This is a genomic window from Streptomyces sp. NBC_01428 (assembly GCF_036231965.1).
Lineage (GTDB): Bacteria > Actinomycetota > Actinomycetes > Streptomycetales > Streptomycetaceae > Streptomyces.
Genome location: NZ_CP109499.1, coordinates 2583190 through 2601503, shown reverse-complemented (window position 1 = coordinate 2601503; position 18314 = coordinate 2583190). Strand labels below are relative to the sequence as shown.

The 18314-nt window shown below is 72.7% G+C and carries 16 protein-coding genes; 10 read left to right on the top strand and 6 right to left on the bottom strand.

The window, feature by feature from the left end; genetic code table 11:
• Window positions 1–161: 161 nt before the first annotated feature.
• Window positions 162–941, bottom strand: a complete 780-nt coding sequence (locus OG406_RS11200; RefSeq protein ID WP_329185539.1) for an SDR family NAD(P)-dependent oxidoreductase — start codon at window positions 939–941, stop codon at window positions 162–164.
• Between the two features lie 269 nt (window positions 942–1210).
• Between OG406_RS11200 and OG406_RS11195 the strand changes: the two genes are divergently transcribed.
• From OG406_RS11195 to OG406_RS11180, 4 genes are all read left to right on the top strand, one after another.
• Complete coding sequence (locus tag OG406_RS11195; RefSeq protein WP_081219895.1) at window positions 1211–1600, top strand: cell division protein SepF; 390 nt, start codon at window positions 1211–1213, stop codon at window positions 1598–1600.
• 343 nt (window positions 1601–1943) lie between these two features.
• Window positions 1944–3101: an AAA family ATPase gene (locus tag OG406_RS11190; RefSeq protein ID WP_266851962.1), complete on the top strand. Its 1158-nt coding sequence runs from the start codon at window positions 1944–1946 to the stop codon at window positions 3099–3101.
• Entirely contained in the window at window positions 3098–3430 is a 333-nt protein-coding gene (locus OG406_RS11185) for a nucleotide pyrophosphohydrolase (RefSeq protein ID WP_164375141.1), read from the top strand. Before OG406_RS11190 ends, OG406_RS11185 begins: the two co-directional genes overlap by 4 nt.
• Before the next feature lie 200 nt (window positions 3431–3630).
• On the top strand, window positions 3631–4110 hold the full coding sequence (locus OG406_RS11180; RefSeq protein WP_081219898.1) for a DUF6099 family protein: 480 nt from the start codon (window positions 3631–3633) through the stop codon (window positions 4108–4110).
• A 185-nt stretch (window positions 4111–4295) separates the two neighbouring features.
• Here the strand turns inward: OG406_RS11180 and OG406_RS11175 are convergent, their stop codons facing one another.
• Both OG406_RS11175 and OG406_RS11170 read right to left on the bottom strand, forming a co-directional pair.
• Complete coding sequence (locus tag OG406_RS11175; RefSeq protein WP_203661765.1) at window positions 4296–4460, bottom strand: hypothetical protein; 165 nt, start codon at window positions 4458–4460, stop codon at window positions 4296–4298.
• Between the two features lie 358 nt (window positions 4461–4818).
• Complete coding sequence (locus OG406_RS11170) at window positions 4819–5742, bottom strand: LLM class F420-dependent oxidoreductase (RefSeq protein ID WP_266851957.1); 924 nt, start codon at window positions 5740–5742, stop codon at window positions 4819–4821.
• Window positions 5743–5958: 216 nt separating this feature from the next.
• On the opposite strand from OG406_RS11170, the gene OG406_RS11165 reads away from it, so the two are divergent.
• On the top strand, window positions 5959–6948 hold the full coding sequence (locus OG406_RS11165; RefSeq protein ID WP_329185536.1) for an alpha/beta fold hydrolase: 990 nt from the start codon (window positions 5959–5961) through the stop codon (window positions 6946–6948).
• 20 nt (window positions 6949–6968) lie between these two features.
• On the opposite strand, the gene OG406_RS11160 is transcribed toward OG406_RS11165, so the two are convergent.
• Window positions 6969–7682 carry an SDR family oxidoreductase gene (locus tag OG406_RS11160; protein WP_329185534.1) on the bottom strand — a complete coding sequence of 238 codons (714 nt, stop codon included), beginning with the start codon at window positions 7680–7682 and terminating at the stop codon, window positions 6969–6971.
• Window positions 7683–7780: 98 nt separating this feature from the next.
• On the opposite strand from OG406_RS11160, the gene OG406_RS11155 reads away from it, so the two are divergent.
• The 3 genes from OG406_RS11155 to OG406_RS11145 all read left to right on the top strand — a co-directional run bounded on the left by OG406_RS11155 (window position 7781) and on the right by OG406_RS11145 (window position 12699).
• Window positions 7781–8362, top strand: coding sequence for a TetR/AcrR family transcriptional regulator (locus OG406_RS11155; protein WP_329185532.1), 582 nt, complete (start codon window positions 7781–7783; stop codon window positions 8360–8362).
• Window positions 8363–8680: 318 nt separating this feature from the next.
• Entirely contained in the window at window positions 8681–10159 is a 1479-nt protein-coding gene (locus OG406_RS11150; protein WP_326842163.1) for a 3' terminal RNA ribose 2'-O-methyltransferase Hen1, read from the top strand.
• Complete coding sequence (locus OG406_RS11145) at window positions 10156–12699, top strand: polynucleotide kinase-phosphatase (RefSeq protein WP_329185531.1); 2544 nt, start codon at window positions 10156–10158, stop codon at window positions 12697–12699. The genes OG406_RS11150 and OG406_RS11145 overlap by 4 nt, the downstream gene beginning before the upstream one ends.
• A 718-nt stretch (window positions 12700–13417) precedes the next feature.
• On the opposite strand, the gene OG406_RS11140 is transcribed toward OG406_RS11145, so the two are convergent.
• Window positions 13418–14311 carry a hypothetical protein gene (locus OG406_RS11140; RefSeq protein ID WP_164375135.1) on the bottom strand — a complete coding sequence of 298 codons (894 nt, stop codon included), beginning with the start codon at window positions 14309–14311 and terminating at the stop codon, window positions 13418–13420.
• Complete coding sequence (locus OG406_RS11135; protein WP_164375134.1) at window positions 14308–15387, bottom strand: SPFH domain-containing protein; 1080 nt, start codon at window positions 15385–15387, stop codon at window positions 14308–14310. Before OG406_RS11135 ends, OG406_RS11140 begins: the two co-directional genes overlap by 4 nt.
• A gap of 164 nt (window positions 15388–15551) precedes the next feature.
• On the opposite strand from OG406_RS11135, the gene OG406_RS11130 reads away from it, so the two are divergent.
• Together OG406_RS11130 and argF are read left to right on the top strand one after the other, a co-directional pair.
• Window positions 15552–16775: an arginine deiminase gene (locus OG406_RS11130; protein WP_081219907.1), complete on the top strand. Its 1224-nt coding sequence runs from the start codon at window positions 15552–15554 to the stop codon at window positions 16773–16775.
• 466 nt (window positions 16776–17241) lie between these two features.
• Window positions 17242–18249, top strand: coding sequence for an ornithine carbamoyltransferase (argF, locus tag OG406_RS11125; protein WP_329185530.1), 1008 nt, complete (start codon window positions 17242–17244; stop codon window positions 18247–18249).
• The last annotated feature ends 65 nt before the right edge of the window (window positions 18250–18314 follow it).

Here is an 18314-nt window from a genome sequence, read left to right as displayed (position 1 = left end):
CTGCCGCCGGGCAGTTCGCTCCTCGGGAGCTGCCCGGACCCGTGTTCGCTCGGCCTCCTGCCCGAGCGACAGGGCCCCCCTCGCTACCGGAGGCTGGCTTCGGCCGCCACCCACGGTCGACCGCAGCACCCCCGGCCCCGAGCCGATCCCCCAACCACCCCTCACACGCTGTACCCCCCGTCCACCCCCAGCGCCTGCCCGGTGATGAAGCCCGCGCGGTCCGAGGCCAGGAAGGCGACCGCTTCGGCGATGTCCGTGGCGGTGCCGAAGCGGCGCAGGGGGATGTTGCGGCGGGCGATCTCCAGCGCGGTGTCGTCGAGTTCGCCGGAGCTGATCAGCCGGGCGGCGATGCCGTCGGTGAGCATGCCGGGGGCGACGCAGTTGACGCGGACGCCGTAACGGCCCTCCTCGGCGGCAAGGGCGCGGGCGACCGCCTCGACGGCCCCCTTGGTGCCTGAGGAGAGTCCGTCGCGGACGGGGAACCGGCGCGTGGCCACGGTGGTGACCGCGACGACACTGCCCCGACTCTCCCGCAGCAGTGGCAGCGCCGGGTGCACGAGATGGAAGAAGGCCCCCGCCTCCGCGTCGAGTTGGGTGCGGTACTCACTCGGCGTGACCCGGCTCAGATGCACCATCGGAACGTGCGGCCCCGCCGCGTGGACGAGGGTGTGCAGACCACCGAACGTGGCGGCGGTCCCGGACACGGCGTCGGCCACCGCCCGTTCGTCTGTCAGGTCGAGCCGCAGCGAGCGGATCCGGCGCCCGAGCCCGCCGAGTTCCTCCGTGAGCGCGTCCGCCGCCGCCCGGTTGGAGCGGTACGTGAACACCACGTCGCTGTCCCGCTCGGCGAGCGTCCGCACGACCGCCGAGCCGATGCCCCCGGTGCCGCCAGCGACCAGCGCGACACCCTCGCGCTGCGAGAAATCCGACGTCCCAGTCATCACGGTCTCCCCTGGGTTGGGCGATGTCGACCTTCACGACCTCACTGCGCCCGGCCCGGTGCCGGGGGTCGCCCGCCGGCGAACGGCCCCAGGGCGACGGGGTATTCCAGCACGGAGCGTCTCCGACGAACAGGGGCACGGCACCGGAGAAATGGGCCGGACGCACGCGAACCGGGTCGCGGACCGTGTCGCTGTTGGGCCGAACGGGTGACCATGCGTAAGAATTGCCCGGTGCAGACTACGAGTGCGAGCCAGGACGGGGTGGATCGATGAACAGCCACGACGTCACCGATGAACAGTGGAGAGGGCTCGCCCAGGTCGTTCCGTTGCGTGGCCGGGACGCCTGGCCCTCCTCGGTCGGCCACCGGTCGATCCCCGAGGCCCCGACGGAGGCGCGGCGCCGGTTCGTGGTGCTGCGGGTCAACGTCTTCGCGGACGCCCGCGACGTGGCCGAGACCCTCATGGCCGGCATCCCGGTCCTCCTCGACCTGACGGGCGCGGAGAGTGAAGTCGCCAAGCGGGTGCTCGACTTCAGTACGGGTGTGGTGTTCGGCCTCGCGAGCGGTATGCACCGCGTCGACCGGAACGTGTTCCTGCTGACCCCGCCGGGAACCGAGGTGCGCGGACTGATGGAGGAGGCGGGGGTCCCCGGGATCTGACACCACCGCGCCCGGCCGGCCGGCGCTGTCCGACGTCATTCGCGATGCCATTCGCGACGCCATCCGTCGCGTCAACCGCGACGTCGTCCGCAACGGGGGACCGGTAGCCGACGCAACGACCGGGCACGGTGAGCGGGTGCCGGCCGTCGCGTCGAGGTGACCGGATGCTCCGGCCCTCCGCAGGGTTGCTCCCGTGACCGTCGTGAACTCGGCTCCGGACCGGGCGACCGGGGCCGGTGGCTCCTGTGAACTCGTCCTACGAACCGGTGGATTCGTCCCCCGATCGTAGGAAGGTTACCCAAGTGGAACGGTTCGTCCGGTGACGGAGGCCTACCGTCCGCATATGACCCTGTCCACGCCGGAAGCGCCCACCGTGGCGCAGGCGCGCCCCGACCGACCAGGCCTCACCGAACTGCGCCTCGCCGCCTTCGCGACCCATCGCCGTGTCCGGTTCCCCCTCGGACCGCTCACCCTCGTCACCGGCCCGAGCGGCAGCGGCAAGACGGCCGTCCTGCGCGCCTACGAGGCGCTGGCCCGGCTCGGCGGCGGCGCCGAACTCCGGGAGGTGTTCCCGGACCCGGTCGCCTGCGTGCCCGAACTGGCCCGGCCCGACGCGCAGCAGCGCCGCGGCTTCCGCATCGGCTGCACGGTGGACGGCCCCGAAGGACCGGTCCGCCTCGACGTCGCCGTCCAGGCCGAACCCGAACTGCGCATCGTGGGCGAACGGTTGTCGGCGGGCGGCCAGACCCTGCTGGAGACCGCGCTGCGTGACCCGGGCCGCCCGTCCGTGCAGGCGGCCTGGCACACCGGGGGATCGTCCGCCGTGACCCGCGGACCGCTCCCCGACGACCGGCTCGGCACCGCCCTGCTGCCCCTGCGCGTCGCGGGCCGCACCGCGGGCGAGTGTCAGGTCCTCGCCGCCGCCGAGCAGATGGTGCTCGCGCTGCGCTCCGTCTACGCCTGCGACCCGAACCCGCACACCATGCGCGGCCCCACCCCGCTGGGCACGGGACGCCTCCTGCGGAACTGCGGCAACCTCGCCGAGGTGCTGTGGCGTACGCGGTCGGAGTGCGGCCACCGGTACGCCCACCTGGTCACGGCCGTCCGAGCCGGCTGCGCCGGGACCGTCACCGACGTCCTGGCCGAGGTGGTCGGCGACGGCCGGGTGCAGGGGCTCCTCGACCGCGGCGACGGCTCCCGTACGCCGCTGGGGCTGCTCGGCGACGGCGAGTTGCGGTATCTCGCGCTGGCCCTCGTCCTGCTCACCGGACCCGGGGTCCTGGAGGTCGACCCGGCGGGCGAGGTGCCGGCCGCGTTCCAGTCGCTGACGGTGCTCGCCGACGGCCTCGACCGCGGGCTGGACGCGCGGCAGACCGGTGAACTGGTGCGGCTGGCCCAGCGCATGTGCGAGCGGGGCCACATCCGGCTGGTGGCCGCACTGAGCGACGGGGCACCGGCGTTCGGCACGGCCGGCGCGACGGTGGTAGACCTGACGCCGTGAGTGAACTGGACGTGGCGACACTGCAACGCAGGCTGGCCGACTTCGCGGCCGCCCGGAACTGGCAGCCGTACCACACCCCGAAGAACCTGGTCTCCGCCCTGAGCGTGGAGGCCTCCGAACTCGTGGAGATCTTCCAGTGGTTGACCCCGGAGGAGTCGGCCCAGGTCATGGACGACGCGGACCGCGCCCATCGCGTCCGTGACGAGGTGGCCGACGTCCTCGCCTATCTGCTGCAGTTCTGCGAGGTGCTGGGCGTCGACCCGCTCGCCGCGCTCGACGCGAAGATCGACCGCAATGAGCTGCGGTTCCCGGCATCCGGGGGCTCCTGAGGAGAGCGGAGGACGCCCGCGCGATCACCGGAAAGAGGCAGCGTCACTCTCCGGAGTCGTTCACTCGTCAACTCTCAACTCCGTGTCCACAGATTTCGGGCTTCCTCTGGCTTTTCGTCTCAAGGGACTTCACTCTGGGTAGTGAACCAGTGAGTTCGGGCGGACGCGTGCGAGCGCGTCGCGACAGACGGGGGCAGCGCATGGAAGCGGTGCGGCTCATCGTGACGAGCAGACGTGCCCTGGCGGAGAGCGGGGACACCCCGGAGGTGATGGCCGAGGCGTGGCAGGCGCATTCCCTGGCGCAGGCGATCGGCAGCCGTTTCGCGGTCTCCGGTCCGCCTGAACTCCGGGGCGAGGCCCTGGGGTTGACGGAGCTGGCGGGCCGCGGCTGCGGAGTGCTGGGCGCTCCCGCGCTCGGCGTCGGCGCCTTACGTGCCGCCCAGCTCACCGAGTTGGGCGATCCGCGAGAGACGCTCCTGTGTCTCGGCAGTCTCCTGGGCGAGGTCGGCATGGCCCTGGTCGGCGTCGCCTGTGCGGCGGACGACGAGGGGAGGTACTGGCAGTGCATGGAGGCGATCGACGCGGCGGACGAGTCCCGGGACCGCGTCCTGGAGATGCTCAGGCGCCTCGCGGTGCGGGACGAGAAACGCGTGGTGGAGCGGGGTTCGGCCATGGGGTAGGCGTGCGGCCCGTCCGGGCCCGTGCATCCCACGGCCGGCGACCGGAGGACGCGAGCGAGGATGCGCGGGGCTTGGAGAGGCCGGGACGCGAGGCGCCGGGAAGACGCCGGGACGGAAGACGCCGGGACGGAAGACGCCCGGACGGGACGAAGGCGCGGGGACGGAGAGACCGGGAGGTCCGGTCGTCAGGCGCTTTCGGGTTCGGGCGTCCGCGCGGGCCGTGGCGCCGACAGGTCCGCGTCCAGTCGGGAGAGATCCGCGTTCAGCGCCGCCATCAGCTCCTCCATCTGCTGGAGCAGCCCCTTCGGCTGGGCGGACGGGCCCTGTTGGGGCACGGTTTCCTGGGTCACGACGGCCTCCTCGGCCCTCGCGACGGAGGGCCACTGACGAGGGTGACGTCCCGGCGACCGCCGGCGACGGGTGCCGGGCGGTCCGGCTCCGCCCGAGCCAACGATCACCGTCGACCCGGGTCACTGGCGTGGCCGCGCACCGCACCCGGGGTTGACGGATTTTCACCCGCCCGTGGACGGAAGTGCCGTCGTGGCGGCCGCGAACGGCCGCTCGGCCGACCGGGATCGACCCGATCCGTGGCGGCTCCCGCGGAGTCGGCCGGCTGTCGGCCGGACCGCCGCGGGTCCGGCCGGAGCGGGGCGCGTGCCGCTCGACGGCCGGACCGTACGGCGCGACGACCGGGGCCGGGCGAGCCGGTCAGTCCAGCGCCGGCATCACCTCGGCCGCGATCAACTCCAGCTGGTCCAGGTCGTCGAGGTCGAGGATCTGGAGATACATCCGCTGCGCACCCACCGCCTGGTACTGGGCGATCCGCTCGACCACCTCGGCGGGCGAACCCGCGAGACCGTTCGCCTTCAGCTCGTCGACGTCACGGCCGATCGCGTCGGCCCGCCGCTTCACCTCACTGTCGGTGCGCCCGACACACGCCACGAGGGCGTTGGAGTAGACGAGTTCGTCGGCCTTGCGCCCGGCCTGCTGCACCGCCGCCCGCACCCGGCCGAACTGCTGCTCCGAGTCCGCCACGGAGGCGAACGGGATGTTGAACTCGTCGGCGTAGCGCGCCGCCAGGGCCGGGGTGCGCTTGGCTCCGTGACCGCCGATCAGCACGGGCACCTTCGACTGCGCGGGCTTGGGCAGCGCGGGCGAGTCCTTCAACTGGTAGTACGTGCCGTCGAAGCTGAACCGTTCGCCCACGGGCGTGCCCCACAGCCCGGTGACCACGGCGAGTTGCTCCTCCAGGCGGCCGAACTTCTCCTTCGGGAAGGGGATTCCGTAGGCGGCGTGCTCGGCCTCGTACCAGCCGGCTCCCAGACCCAGCTCCACCCGTCCGCCCGACATCTGGTCGACCTGAGCGACCTGGATGGCGAGGACGCCGGGAAGACGGAAGGTGCCCGCGGTCATCAGGGTGCCCAGCCGGATGCTGCTCGTCTCGCGGGCGATGCCGGCCAGCGTGATCCACGCATCCGTGGGGCCGGGGAGGCCGTCGGCGGAGCCCATGTGCAGATAGTGGTCGGAGCGGAAGAAAGCGCCGTAGTGAAGGTCTTCGGCGGCCTTGGCCACGCGAAGCAGCGTGTCGTAGGTCGCGCCCTGCTGCGGTTCTGTGAAGACTCGAAGATCCATGTATCCATCATGCACCGGTCACATCAGGCGTCCCCCGTCGAACCGCTGTCCCCGCCCGCCCCCGTCGCTCCGTTTGCCGAAGCGGCAACATCGCTCGCGACGGCGGGGGCGTTCCACCAGGATCGGAAGCGATCTTGGCGCACCGCCCCCGTACCCGGCACGCAGCACCGTGGCCCCCGCACCGGTACCGGCCGGACCGAGGCCCTTGGAGGACTCATGCCGCAGCAGCTTCCGGACGTCACGCACCGGGTGGTCCCCGGACCCGCGGGGCGGATCCATCTCGTCGAGCAGGGCGAGGGGCCCCTGGTCCTGCTCGTGCACGGCTTCCCGGAGTTCTGGTACTCGTGGCGCCACCAGTTGCCGGTCCTCGCGGCGGCCGGCTACCGGGCGGTCGCCGTCGACGTGCGCGGCTACGGCCGCTCGTCCCGGCCGGAGGCGGTCGAGGCGTACCGGATGCCCGACCTGGTCGAGGACGGCGTGGCCGTCGTGCGGGCGCTGGGCGAACGGCGAGCGGTGATCGTCGGACACGACTGGGGAGCGAACATCGCGGCCGGCTCCGCACTGCTGCGCCCCGACGTGTTCCGGGCCGTGGGGCTGCTCAGCGTCCCCTACGCCCCGCGGGGCGGCCCGCGCCCCTCGGACATGTTCGCGGCCATGGGTGGTGAGGAGGAGTTCTATGTCTCCCGTTTCCAGCAGCCCGGCCGCGCGGAGGCCGAGATCGAGCCGGACGTACGCGGCTGGCTCGCCGGCTTCTACGCCGCCCTGTCCGGCGACACGATGCCCGTGCCCGGAGCGCCCGACCCGCACTTCGCCGCACCCGGCGGTGCGCTCCGGGACCGCTTCCCGGCCGGCGTCCGCCCGGGCTGGCTCGGTGAGGAGGAACTCGACGTCTACGCAGCGGAGTTCGAGCGCACCGGCCTGACCGGGGCGCTCAACCGCTACCGCAACATGGACCGGGACTGGGAGGACCTCGCCGACCACGACGGTGCCCCGATCACCCAGCCCTCGCTGTTCGTCGGCGGCGCCCTCGACGCCTCCACCACGTGGATGGCCGACGCCATCGACGCCTTCCCCGTCACGCTGCCGGGCCTGGTCTCCTCGCACGTCCTCGACGGCTGCGGCCACTGGATCCAGCAGGAGCGCCCCGAGGAGACGGGCCGGCTGCTGACCGAGTGGCTGGGCGCGATCGGTGACGCCACCCCGTAGCGGCCCGGGCCCGCCGCGGGTTACAGCTGCTCGGCGAGCTGCGGGTACAGGCCGCTGAGGTCGCCCGAGAGTCCCGCCTTGACCTGCCGGGTCACCGCGTCGGCGAGAACCTCGTGGGCGTCCGCCTCGATGCCGTCGAGAGCTTCGGCCGCGACACTGTGCGCGGAGACCTTCGGTACGTCGAGACCCGCGGTCAGATCGGTGTCGACATAGCCGACGTGCAGCCCGGTGACCTTGATCCCGCGCGGCCGGAGCTCCAGACGCAGCGCGTTGCTCTGCGACCACAGGGCGGCCTTCGAGGCGCTGTATCCGTCGGTGCCGGGGACCGTCATCCAGGACAGCACGGAGTGGACGGTCAGGATGTGCCCGCCGCCGTTGCGCTCCAGGACCGGGACGAACGCCCGGGTGGTGAGCAGGGGGCCGAAGAAGTTGATTTCGAACTCGCGCCGCACGTCCTCGACGGGGGAGTCCAGGAACGACGTCCGTCCCGATCCGCCCGCGTTGTTGATCAGGATCGTGACGTCCTGGGCCCGCTCGGCGGCGGCCGCGACCGACGCGGGGTCGGTGACCTCCAGCGCCAGCGGCACCGCGTCGGGGTGGGAGACCGACTTCGGGTCGCGGGCGGTCGCGTACACCTTGGCGGCGCCCCGCTCGTAGAGGGACTCCACGAACGCCTTGCCGATGCCGCGGCTGCCGCCGGTCACCAGTGCCACGGAACCTTCGATGCTGGTCATGAGCTTGCCCCTTTCGGAAACCGATCGGTTTCCTTCGTCTCCGGGAACTGTAAACCGATCGGTTTCCAAAAGGCAACCGGAGAACGTAGGCTGTCCTCATGACACAGGCGACACCGACCGGGGCCTCCACGACCCGGGACCGACTGCTCGACGCCGCGGCCGGGCTCTTCTACCGCGAGGGGGTCGGCATCGGTGTCGAGGCGCTGTGCCGCGAGGCCGGGGTCTCCAAGCGCTCGATGTACCAGCTGTTCGGCAGCAAGGACGAGGTGCTGGCGGCGAGCCTCGAACGCAGCGCACCCGCCCACCAGGCGTTCCTGGTGCCCGGCGCCGACGACCGGCCGCCGCGGGCGCGCATCCTGCACGTCTTCGAGCGCCTGGAGCAGCTCGCCGACCGCCCGGACTTCCGCGGCTGCCCCTTCGTGTCCGTGAGCGCCGAACTGAAGGCCCCGGACCATCCCGCGAGCCTGGTGGCCCGCCGCTGCAAGGACACCCTGACCGCGTTCTTCCAGGAGGAGGCGGAGCGCGCCGGCGTCGAGGACCCGGCGCTGCTCGCCCGGCAGCTGACCGTCACCTTCGACGGATCGGGCGTCCGCGCCGTCATGCAGGGCCGAGGACTCGACGGCCTCGCCGTCACCATGGCCCGCACCCTCCTCGATGCCGCGGGCGTCGACGACGCGTAGGAGGCCGTGCCGAGATCGTCCGGCACCTCCGTCCGACCCCCGTCGCCCACCCCGGCGGCACGAAAAAACCCGAGCCCACCTGGGACGTCGGCGGTACGTTGTGGGGGCGCGCCGAGACCAGGCGTCGCCCCCGCGGCCGACCGCGGCGCGCTGTGGCCACGAGCCGCCGGGCCGGAGGAAGGCGCGCGGCGGCGACCCCGAGGCGCGCTCGCCCATCGCTGCGACCGGGCGGCGCCGGAGAGGCGCGCACCCGAGTGCGCCGAACCGCCGATCCGTGTGGGTCTCCGCAGCTCAGAAGACGTTTCGAGGCAGACGACAGTGTTCCTGACGATCAGTACCACCGGTACCCCAGAGCGCCCAGCGACCGATCTCGGCTTCCTGCTGCACAAGCATCCCGACAAGGCGCAGACGTTCTCGACGTCCTACGGCACGGCCCACGTCCTCTATCCCGAGGCGACCGCCGAGCGGTGCACGGCCGCGCTGCTCCTGGAGGTCGACGCGGTGGCCCTGGTCCGGCGCGGCAAGGGCAAGGGACGAGGCGGCGCACCCGATGCCGCGCTCGCGCAGTACGTCAACGACCGCCCGTACGCGGCCTCCTCGCTGCTCGCCGTCGCGCTGAGCGCCGTCTTCTCCAGCGCGATGAAGGGCCAGTGCGCCGCTCGGCCCGAACTGCCCGCCGAAGCCCGGCCGCTGCGTGTCGAGGTGCCCGCGCTGCCCGCACGCGGCGGCGCCGGCCTCGTCCGAGCGCTCTTCGAACCACTCGGCTGGACCGTGTCGGCCGAGCCCGTTCCGCTGGACGAACAGTTCCCGGAATGGGGTGAATCCCGCTACGTACGGCTGGAGTTGGAGGCGCGGGAGCTGACGGTCGCCGAGGCGCTGCGCCACCTCTACGTCCTGCTCCCGGTCCTCGACGACGCCAAGCACTACTGGGTGGCGTCCGACGAGGTCGACAAGCTGCTGCGCGCGGGCGAGGGCTGGCTGCCCGACCACCCGGAGCAGAAGCTGATCACCAGCCGCTACCTGTCCCGGCGTTGGTCGCTGACCCGGGAGGCCATGGAGCGGCTCGAACTCGTCCGCCTCGCCGAGACCGACGACACAGACGTCGAGGAAATCGACAACGCGGTCGACGAGGAGACCGACACCGAGGAGAAGCCGGTGCCGCTCGCCGTGCTGCGCCGGGACGCGATCCTCGCCGCGCTGCACGCGTCCGGCGCGAGCCGCGTCCTCGACCTCGGCTGCGGGCAGGGCCAGTTGGTCCAGGCACTGCTCAAGGACACCCGGTTCACCGAGATCGTCGGCGTCGACGTGTCCATGCGCGCTCTCACCATCGCCGCGCGCCGGCTCAAGCTGGACCGCATGGGCGAGCGGCAGGCCGCGCGCGTCCAGCTCGTCCAGGGCTCGCTCGCCTACACCGACCGCCGGCTCAAGGGATACGACGCCGCCGTGCTCAGCGAGGTCGTCGAGCACCTCGACCTGCCCCGGCTGCCCGCCCTGGAGTACGCCGTGTTCGGCTCCGCCCGCCCGCGGACCGTCCTCGTGACCACCCCGAACGTCGAGTACAACGTCCGCTGGGAGACCCTCCCCGCCGGACACAGCCGGCACGGCGACCACCGCTTCGAATGGACCCGTGAGGAGTTCCGGGCCTGGGCCCGCACGGTCGCCGAACGGCACGGATACACCGTGGAGTTCACCCCCGTCGGCCTCGACGACCCCGAGGTCGGCCCACCGACCCAGATGGCCGTCTTCACCGTGACCACAGCCACCCCGACCGCGAAGAAGGAGGAGAAGGCGGCATGAGCGACGAGACCTACCAGGGGCGCGTCCTGCCCGTCACCGACCTCTCCCTCGTGGTGCTGATCGGCGCGTCGGGATCCGGCAAGTCGACCTTCGCCCGGCGCCACTTCAAGCCGACGGAGATCATCTCCAGCGACTTCTGCCGTGGCCTGGTCGCCGACGACGAGAACGACCAGAGCGCCAGCGGCGACGCCTTCGACGTCCTGCACTACATCGCGGGCAAGCGCCTCGCGGCCGGCCGCCGGACCGTCGTCGACGCGACCAGCGTCCAGCAGGACAGCCGCCGGCAGCTGGTCGAACTCGCCCGCAAGCACGACGTGCTGCCCATCGCGATCGTCCTCGACGTGCCCGAGGAAGTGTGCGCCGAACGCAACGCGGCCCGCACCGACCGCGCCGGGATGCCGCGCCGCGTCATCCAGCGCCACATCCGCGAACTGCGCCGCTCCCTGCGGCAGTTGGAGCGCGAAGGCTTCCGCAAGGTGCACGTCCTGCGGGGCGTCGCCGACGTGGAGAACGCCTCGGTCGTGACGGAGAAGCGGTTCAACGACCTGACCCACCTCACCGGCCCCTTCGACATCGTCGGCGACATCCACGGGTGCGCCGCCGAGCTGGAGACCCTGCTCGGCAAGCTCGGCTACGTCGACGGCGCGCACCCCGAGGGCCGTACCGCCGTCTTCGTCGGTGACCTCGTCGACCGCGGACCCGACACCCCCGGCGTACTGCGCCGCGTGATGTCCATGGTCGGGTCGGGCGACGCCCTGTGCGTGCCCGGCAACCACGAGAACAAGCTCGGCCGCTACCTCAAGGGCCGCAAGGTCCAGCACACGCACGGACTCGCCGAGACCATCGAGCAGCTGGACGCGCAGAGCGACGCGTTCCGTTCCTCCGTGCGGGAGTTCGTCGACGGACTCGTCAGCCACTACGTCCTCGACGGCGGCCGGCTCGTGGTCTGCCACGCCGGTCTGCCCGAGAAGTACCACGGCCGCACCTCGGGCCGGGTGCGCTCGCACGCGCTCTACGGCGACACCACCGGCGAGACCGACGAGTTCGGCCTGCCGGTGCGCTACCCGTGGGCCGAGGACTACCGGGGCCGCGCCGCCGTGGTCTACGGCCACACCCCCGTCCCCACGGCGACCTGGCTCAACAACACCATCTGCCTGGACACCGGCGCGGTGTTCGGCGGCAAGCTGACCGCGCTGCGCTGGCCGGAGCGCGAACTGGTCGACGTACCGGCCGAGCAGGTCTGGTACGAACCGGCCAAGCCGCTCGCCACCGAGGCGCCGGGCGGTCACGAGGGCAGGCCGCTGGACCTCGCGGACGTGTACGGCCGCAGGGCCGTCGAGACCCGGCACGCCGGCCGGGTGGCCGTCCGTGAGGAGAACGCTGCCGCGGCCCTGGAGGTCATGAGCCGCTTCGCCGTGGACCCGCGGCTGCTCCCGTACCTGCCGCCGACCATGGCCCCCACCGCGACCTCGCACGTCGAGGGCTACCTGGAGCACCCCGCGGAGGCCTTCGCCCAGTACAAGGAGGACGGGGTAGAGCGGGTCGTGTGCGAGGAGAAGCACATGGGGTCGCGGGCGGTGGCTCTGGTCTGCCGGGACGCGGACGTGGCGCGCGAGCGGTTCGGCGTGGACGGCCCCACCGGGTCCCTGTACACCCGCACCGGCCGGCCCTTCTTCGACGACGCCGCCGTCACCGAGGAGATCCTCGGCCGGGTGCGTGCCGCCGCGACCGAGGCCGGACTGTGGGAGGAGCTGGACACCGACTGGCTGCTGCTCGACGCCGAGCTGATGCCGTGGTCGCTGAAGGCGTCCGGACTGCTGCGCAACCAGTACGCCGCGGTCGGCGCCGCGTCCGGAGCGGTGTTCCCGGGTGCCCTGTCGGCGCTCGAAGGGGCCGCCGCGCGGGGCATCGATGTCGGGGACCTGCTGAGCCGCCAGCGTGAACGGGCCGTGGACGCGGCCGCGTTCACCGACGCCTACCGGCGCTACTGCTGGACCACGGACGGCCTCGACGGCGTCCGCCTCGCCCCGTTCCAGATCCTGGCCGTCCAGGGACGGAGCCTCGCCGCGCTGCCGCACGACGGGCAACTGGCCCTGATCGACCGGCTCGTGGAACACGACGGCACCGGTCTCCTCCAGACCACCCGGCGCCTCTTCGTCGACACCGGTGACCCGGAGTCGGTGCGGGCCGGCGTCGACTGGTGGCTGGAGATGACCGGCCGCGGCGGCGAGGGCATGGTCGTGAAGCCGGCGGGGGCGCTGGTGCGGAGCGAGAAGGGGCGGCTGATGCAGCCCGGCATCAAGTGCCGGGGGCGTGAGTACCTGCGGATCATCTACGGTCCGGAGTACACCCGTCCGGAGAACCTCACCCGCCTGCGCGGCCGTTTCCTGAACCACAAGCGGTCCCTCGCGCTGCGCGAGTACGCCCTCGGCCTGGAGGCACTGGACCGCCTGGCGGAGGGAGAACCGCTCTGGCGCGTCCACGAGGCGGTCTTCGCCACGCTGGCCCTGGAATCCGAACCGGTGGACCCCCGCCTGTAGCGGGCACCCCTCCTCGCCCACCCCCACGGGCCCGGTGCCCCGGCTGCCGGCCGGTGGGGGTTGCGCGCGCAGTTCCCCGCGCCCCTGGACGGGCTGCCGGTAGTGGCCGAGTGGCGGGCTGGTGGGGGTTGCTCGCGCAGTTCCCCGCGCCCCTGGACGGGCTGCCGGTAGTGGCCGAGTGGCGGGCTGGTGGGGGTTGCTCGCGCAGTTCCCCGCGCCCCTGGACGGGCTGCCGGTAGTGGCCGAGTGGCGGGCTGGTGGGGGTTGCTCGCGCAGTTCCCCGCGCCCCTGAACGGGCCGCCGGCAGTCGTCGACTGGCGGGCCGGTTCCCCGCGCCCCTGGGGGTGGCGTCGGTGGTGCCCGGGGCGGCCGTAGGCCGTCTGGGGGCGCGGGGAACTGCGCGGCCAGCCCCCACCGGCGGTCAGCCGACCACGGGCCCGGGCGCGGGCGGGAGTCCGCTGCACGTGCAACGGGGGTGCGTAGCCCAGGGGCGCGGGGAACGGCGCGATCAGCCCCCACCGGCGGTCAGTCGGCCACGGGCCGGGGCGGCCGGCTGGAGGGGGCCGCGCCTGCGATGCGGGTGGCCGTCCAGGGGCGCGGGGAACTGCGCGGTCGGCCCCCACCGGCGGGGAGCCGGAAACGGCGGCGCCCCCGCCAAGGGGCGAAGGGGCCCGGCGGGGTTCGGTGAAGGTGGGGCGGGGAGGGCCGCCAGGCCCGGTCAGCCGACCAGCCGGAGCCGAACCCCGGCCACCCCCACCCGCACGGTCTGCCCCCACGTCAGTTCCACCGCATCCCCCTCCATCCCGTCCCCGAACACGATGAGCCGGTCCGACTCGACGGTGAGACACAGCCGCCCGTCGGCACCCAACTCACCGGCCACCAGCGACGTACCGGTGGCCGGCGAGGGCCACGCCTCGCGGACGAACCACAGCAGCCGCCGGTCGGTCGGGCCGGGCAGCGCGGGCCCCCCGCCCCGCTCCTGCCACACCGACCGGAGCCACCCGCTCGCACCGGTCCCGGTCCCCACCAGCACCCCGCTGGAGGCCTGGGGCTCGACGGCACCCCCGTACTCGTCGAGCCCCAGCCGATAGCGGGCCGTCTGGTGGCCCGCGGATCCCAGGTAGATCTCGTTGAGGGCGACCAGCCGCTGCGTGTCGTCGGCGACCGCCTCGACCATGGTCAGTTCGTCCGCCGCCCCCGTGAACGCGGAGCCGAGCAGCGCCTTGACGTTCCCGGGACGGTGCCGCACCAGCACGCCCGGATTGCGCCCCGGGTCGGCGTCGATCCCCACGACCGGCTGGCCCGCCAGGTACTTGGCCACGTTCGCGACCAGTCCGTCCTGCCCGACGACGACCACGACGTCCTCCGGCGCGAACAGGAACCGGTCCAGATCGGCCCGCTCCACCCGTGCCTGACGCCAGGTCAGCGGCACGGCGGCGACCACCTCGGCGAGCGCCGCACGGGCCCGCCGGTGCCGTTCGGCGACCTCCGCGATGTCCCGGCCGCGCGAGGACAGGAAGAACGCGGCCTGCCCGTGCGTACCGTGCCGGGCCACCAACTCCTCGTACTCGCTGGTGCGGTGGACGAGGACGACCCGGGGAGCGAGGCTCACGCCTGCTCTCCGCCGGCTGCGTTGCCCAGCTTGGCGAGCAGCCCGGTCAGCACGTCGGGCGACACCGTGACGCTCTCGATGCGCGGCAGGTTCTCCGCGAGCCGGGTCCCGGTGAGGGCGTGCAGCGTGGTGACGTCCACCTCGCCGTGCACCCGCAGCCAGGCGGCCTGCGCCTCGGCCCGGGCCGCGCCGACCTCGCGCTCCGCCTGCGCCTCGGCCCCCGCCAGCCGCACCTTGCGGCTCGCCTCCGCCTCGGCGAGCCGCAGCGACCGGGTGGCCTCCGCCTCGGCCAGCCGGACCGTGCGGGCGGCCTCCGCCCCGGCGCGCACGGCGTCCGCCGCCGCGTGCTCCTCGGCCTCGCGGCGCGCGTTCGTACCGCGCTGGTCGACCAACTGCTCCTCGCGCCGCGCGAGTTCGATCTGACTCGCGAGTTCGTTCTCGGCGATGGCACGCTCCCGCTCGACGGCGACCGCCCGGCGTTCGTACGTCGCCTTGTCCGCGTCCTGCTGGATCTGCTCGCGGGCCGGGGTGCGCAGCGCGCGCTCCACCTCGGGCTCGGGGCGCAGCGCCACCACGCGCACGGCGACCACCTCGATGCCGGTGGCGGGCAGCCGGGGTTCCGCGGCGAGCCCCCCGGCGATCCGCTCCCGGACCGCCGCGACCCCGTCGACCAGCGCGGAGCCCAGCGACGTACGGGCGAGGACGTCCAGCGCGTGCTGCTGAGCCGTCTCGGTCAGCAGCGAGCCCAGTTGTTCGAGCGGGGTGCCGCGCCACGCGCCCGTGTCGGGGTCGATGGAGAAGTCGAGGCGGGCGGCCGCGAGGGAGGGGTCGCTGATCCGGTACGTGACGGTGGCCTGCACGGCGACGTCCTGGAAGTCGGACGTCCGCGCGTGGAAGGTCATCGCCAGCTCGCGGTCGTCGACCGGGACCTCGGAGAGGGCCGCGGTCAGCGAGCGGTACCAGAAGCTGAGGCCCGGGCCGTCGTGCACCAGCTGTCCCGACCGGTGGTGCCGGACGTGGGCCGTGGGGCCCCCGCGCAGATGGCGCCAGCCGAAGCGACGGGTGATGTCGGCCATGAGTACCCCCTCGGCGCCGGGCGTTCCCGGCGACCTCTCGTTCCCTGTTGTCGTCACTGAGACGATAAGCGGGGACGCTCTTATCGTCAAGAGGACGAAATGAATGCGACGCGGCTCACGGCGATCCGCGGGTGAACGCGCGTCCGGATGGTCAGGATGGAGACATGGGATTCCACGTCGACTCCGAGGCCGGGCGGCTGCGCCGCGTCATCCTGCACAGGCCCGACCTCGAGCTCAAAAGGCTCACCCCCAGCAACAAGGACGCCCTCCTCTTCGACGACGTCCTGTGGGTGCGCCGGGCGCGCGCCGAGCACGACGGGTTCGCCGACGTGCTGCGCGACCGCGGGGTCGCCGTCCACCTCTTCGGAGACCTGCTCGCCGAGACGCTGGCGATCCCGGCGGCCCGGTCGCTCGTCCTCGACCGGGTCTTCGACGAGAAGGAGTACGGCCCGCTCGCCACCGATCACCTCCGGGCGGCCTTCGAGACGCTGCCCGCGCCGGAACTGGCCTCGGTCCTCGTCGGCGGCATGACCAAGCGGGAGTTCCTGGACGCCCACCCGGAGCCCACCTCCGTGCGCTTCCACGTCATGGACCTCGACGACTTCCTGCTCGGCCCGCTGCCCAACCACCTCTTCACCCGGGACACCTCCGCCTGGATATACGACGGGGTCTCCATCAACGCGATGCGCTGGCCGGCCCGGCAGCGCGAGACCGTGCACTTCGAGGCGATCTACCGGCACCACCCGCTCTTCCGCGACGAGGGCTTCAACCTCTGGTCGCAGGGGCAGGCCGACTACCCGTCCACGATCGAGGGCGGAGACGTCCTGGTGATCGGCAACGGCGCGGTGCTCATCGGCATGAGCGAGCGCACGACGCCCCAAGCCGTCGAGATGCTCGCGCACAAGCTGTTCGCGGCCGGCTCGGCGACCACCATCGTGGCGCTCGACATGCCGAAACGGCGCGCGTTCATGCACCTCGACACCGTGATGACGATGGTCGGCGGCGACACCTTCACCCAGTACGCGGGCCTCGGCATGCTCCGCTCGTACACCATCGAGCCCGGCGTGGGGGAGAAGGAGCTGAAGGTCACCGACCACCCCCCGGAGCACATGCACCGCGCCATCGCCGCGGCGCTCGGCCTCGACGCGATCCGGGTCCTGACCGCCACCCAGGACGTCCATGCGGCCGAGCGGGAGCAGTGGGACGACGGCTGCAACGTCCTCGCCGTCGAGCCGGGTGTCGTGATCGCCTACGAACGCAACGCCACGACCAACACGCATCTGCGCAAACAGGGCATCGAGGTGATCGAGATCCCCGGCAGCGAGCTGGGCCGGGGCAGGGGCGGCCCGCGCTGCATGAGCTGCCCCGTCGAGCGCGATCCCGTCTAGGGCCTGTCGTTCGGATCATGCGGCGGGTCGCGGGGCTGGGCACGCCCTCCCCCAAGCTCTTCGAGCAGGGGGGACCCCCAGCCGCGTTGTCGTCGGTTGCCGACGTCCCCCAGCCTTCGGCCGGGAGGTGCCCCCACCGCGTCGTCGCCCTCCTCCGCCTTGCAGCTGCACGCACCCAGCCCCGCTCGGCCCAGCCGACAAGGCACCGCACCTCGGCGCCGCCTGATCCAAACGACAGGCCCTGGCCCCGGTCTCGGGGAGGGTGGGCGAAAGGTGGCGTGGAGGGCCGGCGAGGGGCGGTGCCGAGGCGCTCGGTGGGAGGTGCCGGGGCGCTCCTCGGGCCGGTGGCGGGGGTCCGGGCGAGGTCGACGCGTGAAGTCGAACACGAGGCCGTATATAAATGTCGAGCGTCGTATAGAATTCCAATCGTCCCTGCCCCCGTCCCCCGTATCCCTGGAGCGCCCCCATGGCGACAGTCCCGACCGCCCTCGCCGGCCGCCACTTCCTCAAGGAGCTGGACTTCACCGACGAGGAGTTCCTCGGCCTGGTCGAGCTGGCCGCCGGGCTCAAGGCGGCCAAGAAGGCCGGGACGGAGCCCCGGTACCTCACCGGGCGGAACATCGCGCTGATCTTCGAGAAGACCTCCACCCGTACGCGCTGTGCCTTCGAGGTCGCCGCGGCGGACCAGGGCGCCTCGACGACGTACCTGGACCCCTCCGGATCGCAGATCGGCCACAAGGAGTCCGTGAAGGACACCGCGCGCGTGTTGGGCCGGATGTTCGACGCCATCGAGTACCGGGGCGACAGCCAGGCCTCCGTCGAGGAGCTGGCCGCCCACGCGGGCGTGCCCGTCTACAACGGCCTCACCGACGACTGGCACCCCACCCAGATGCTGGCCGACGTCCTCACCATGGGCGAGCACGGTGCCAAGCCGCTCGGCGAGACCGCCTTCGCCTACCTCGGCGACGCCCGCTTCAACATGGGCAACTCCTACCTCGTCACCGGCGCGCTGCTCGGCATGGACGTCCGCATCGTCGCCCCGCGCGCCTACTGGCCCGCCGACGAGATCGTCGCGCGGGCCCGCGAGCTGGCCGACAAGAGCGGCGCCCGCGTCACCCTCACCGAGGACCTGGCCGACGGAGTCCGCGGCGCCGACTTCGTCGCCACCGACGTCTGGGTGTCCATGGGGGAGCCCAAGGAGGTGTGGGCGGAGCGCATCGGCGCCCTGTCCCCGTACGCCGTGACCATGGACGTGCTGCGCCTGACCGGCAACCCCGACGTCAGGTTCCTGCACTGCCTCCCGGCCTACCACGACCTCGGCACGACGATCGGCCGCGAGATCCACGCGGCCTACGGCCTCGACTCGCTGGAGGTCACCGACGAGGTGTTCGAGTCCGCGCACTCCGTCGTCTTCGACCAGGCGGAGAACCGGCTGCACACCATCAAGGCGATCCTGGTCGCCACTCTGGCTTGAAATCGTCCGTACGATGTCCGTCGGGCCTTGGAATCATCCCCTCCGAGGCCTGCCGCGCGACCCAC

What these genes read in the sequence shown, in the direction of transcription:
- OG406_RS11155 (WP_329185532.1), top strand. Translation starts at nt 7,781, where the DNA reads ATGACACAGGCGACACCGACCGGGGCCTCCACGACCCGGGACCGACTG.
- OG406_RS11200 (WP_329185539.1), bottom strand. Translation starts at nt 941, where the DNA reads ATGACTGGGACGTCGGATTTCTCGCAGCGCGAGGGTGTCGCGCTGGTC.
- OG406_RS11190 (WP_266851962.1), top strand. Translation starts at nt 1,944, where the DNA reads ATGACCCTGTCCACGCCGGAAGCGCCCACCGTGGCGCAGGCGCGCCCC.
- OG406_RS11135 (WP_164375134.1), bottom strand. Translation starts at nt 15,387, where the DNA reads ATGGCCGACATCACCCGTCGCTTCGGCTGGCGCCATCTGCGCGGGGGC.
- OG406_RS11165 (WP_329185536.1), top strand. Translation starts at nt 5,959, where the DNA reads ATGCCGCAGCAGCTTCCGGACGTCACGCACCGGGTGGTCCCCGGACCC.
- OG406_RS11180 (WP_081219898.1), top strand. Translation starts at nt 3,631, where the DNA reads ATGGAAGCGGTGCGGCTCATCGTGACGAGCAGACGTGCCCTGGCGGAG.
- OG406_RS11160 (WP_329185534.1), bottom strand. Translation starts at nt 7,682, where the DNA reads ATGACCAGCATCGAAGGTTCCGTGGCACTGGTGACCGGCGGCAGCCGC.
- argF (WP_329185530.1), top strand. Translation starts at nt 17,242, where the DNA reads ATGGCGACAGTCCCGACCGCCCTCGCCGGCCGCCACTTCCTCAAGGAG.
- OG406_RS11145 (WP_329185531.1), top strand. Translation starts at nt 10,156, where the DNA reads ATGAGCGACGAGACCTACCAGGGGCGCGTCCTGCCCGTCACCGACCTC.
- OG406_RS11170 (WP_266851957.1), bottom strand. Translation starts at nt 5,742, where the DNA reads ATGGATCTTCGAGTCTTCACAGAACCGCAGCAGGGCGCGACCTACGAC.
- OG406_RS11130 (WP_081219907.1), top strand. Translation starts at nt 15,552, where the DNA reads ATGGGATTCCACGTCGACTCCGAGGCCGGGCGGCTGCGCCGCGTCATC.
- OG406_RS11195 (WP_081219895.1), top strand. Translation starts at nt 1,211, where the DNA reads ATGAACAGCCACGACGTCACCGATGAACAGTGGAGAGGGCTCGCCCAG.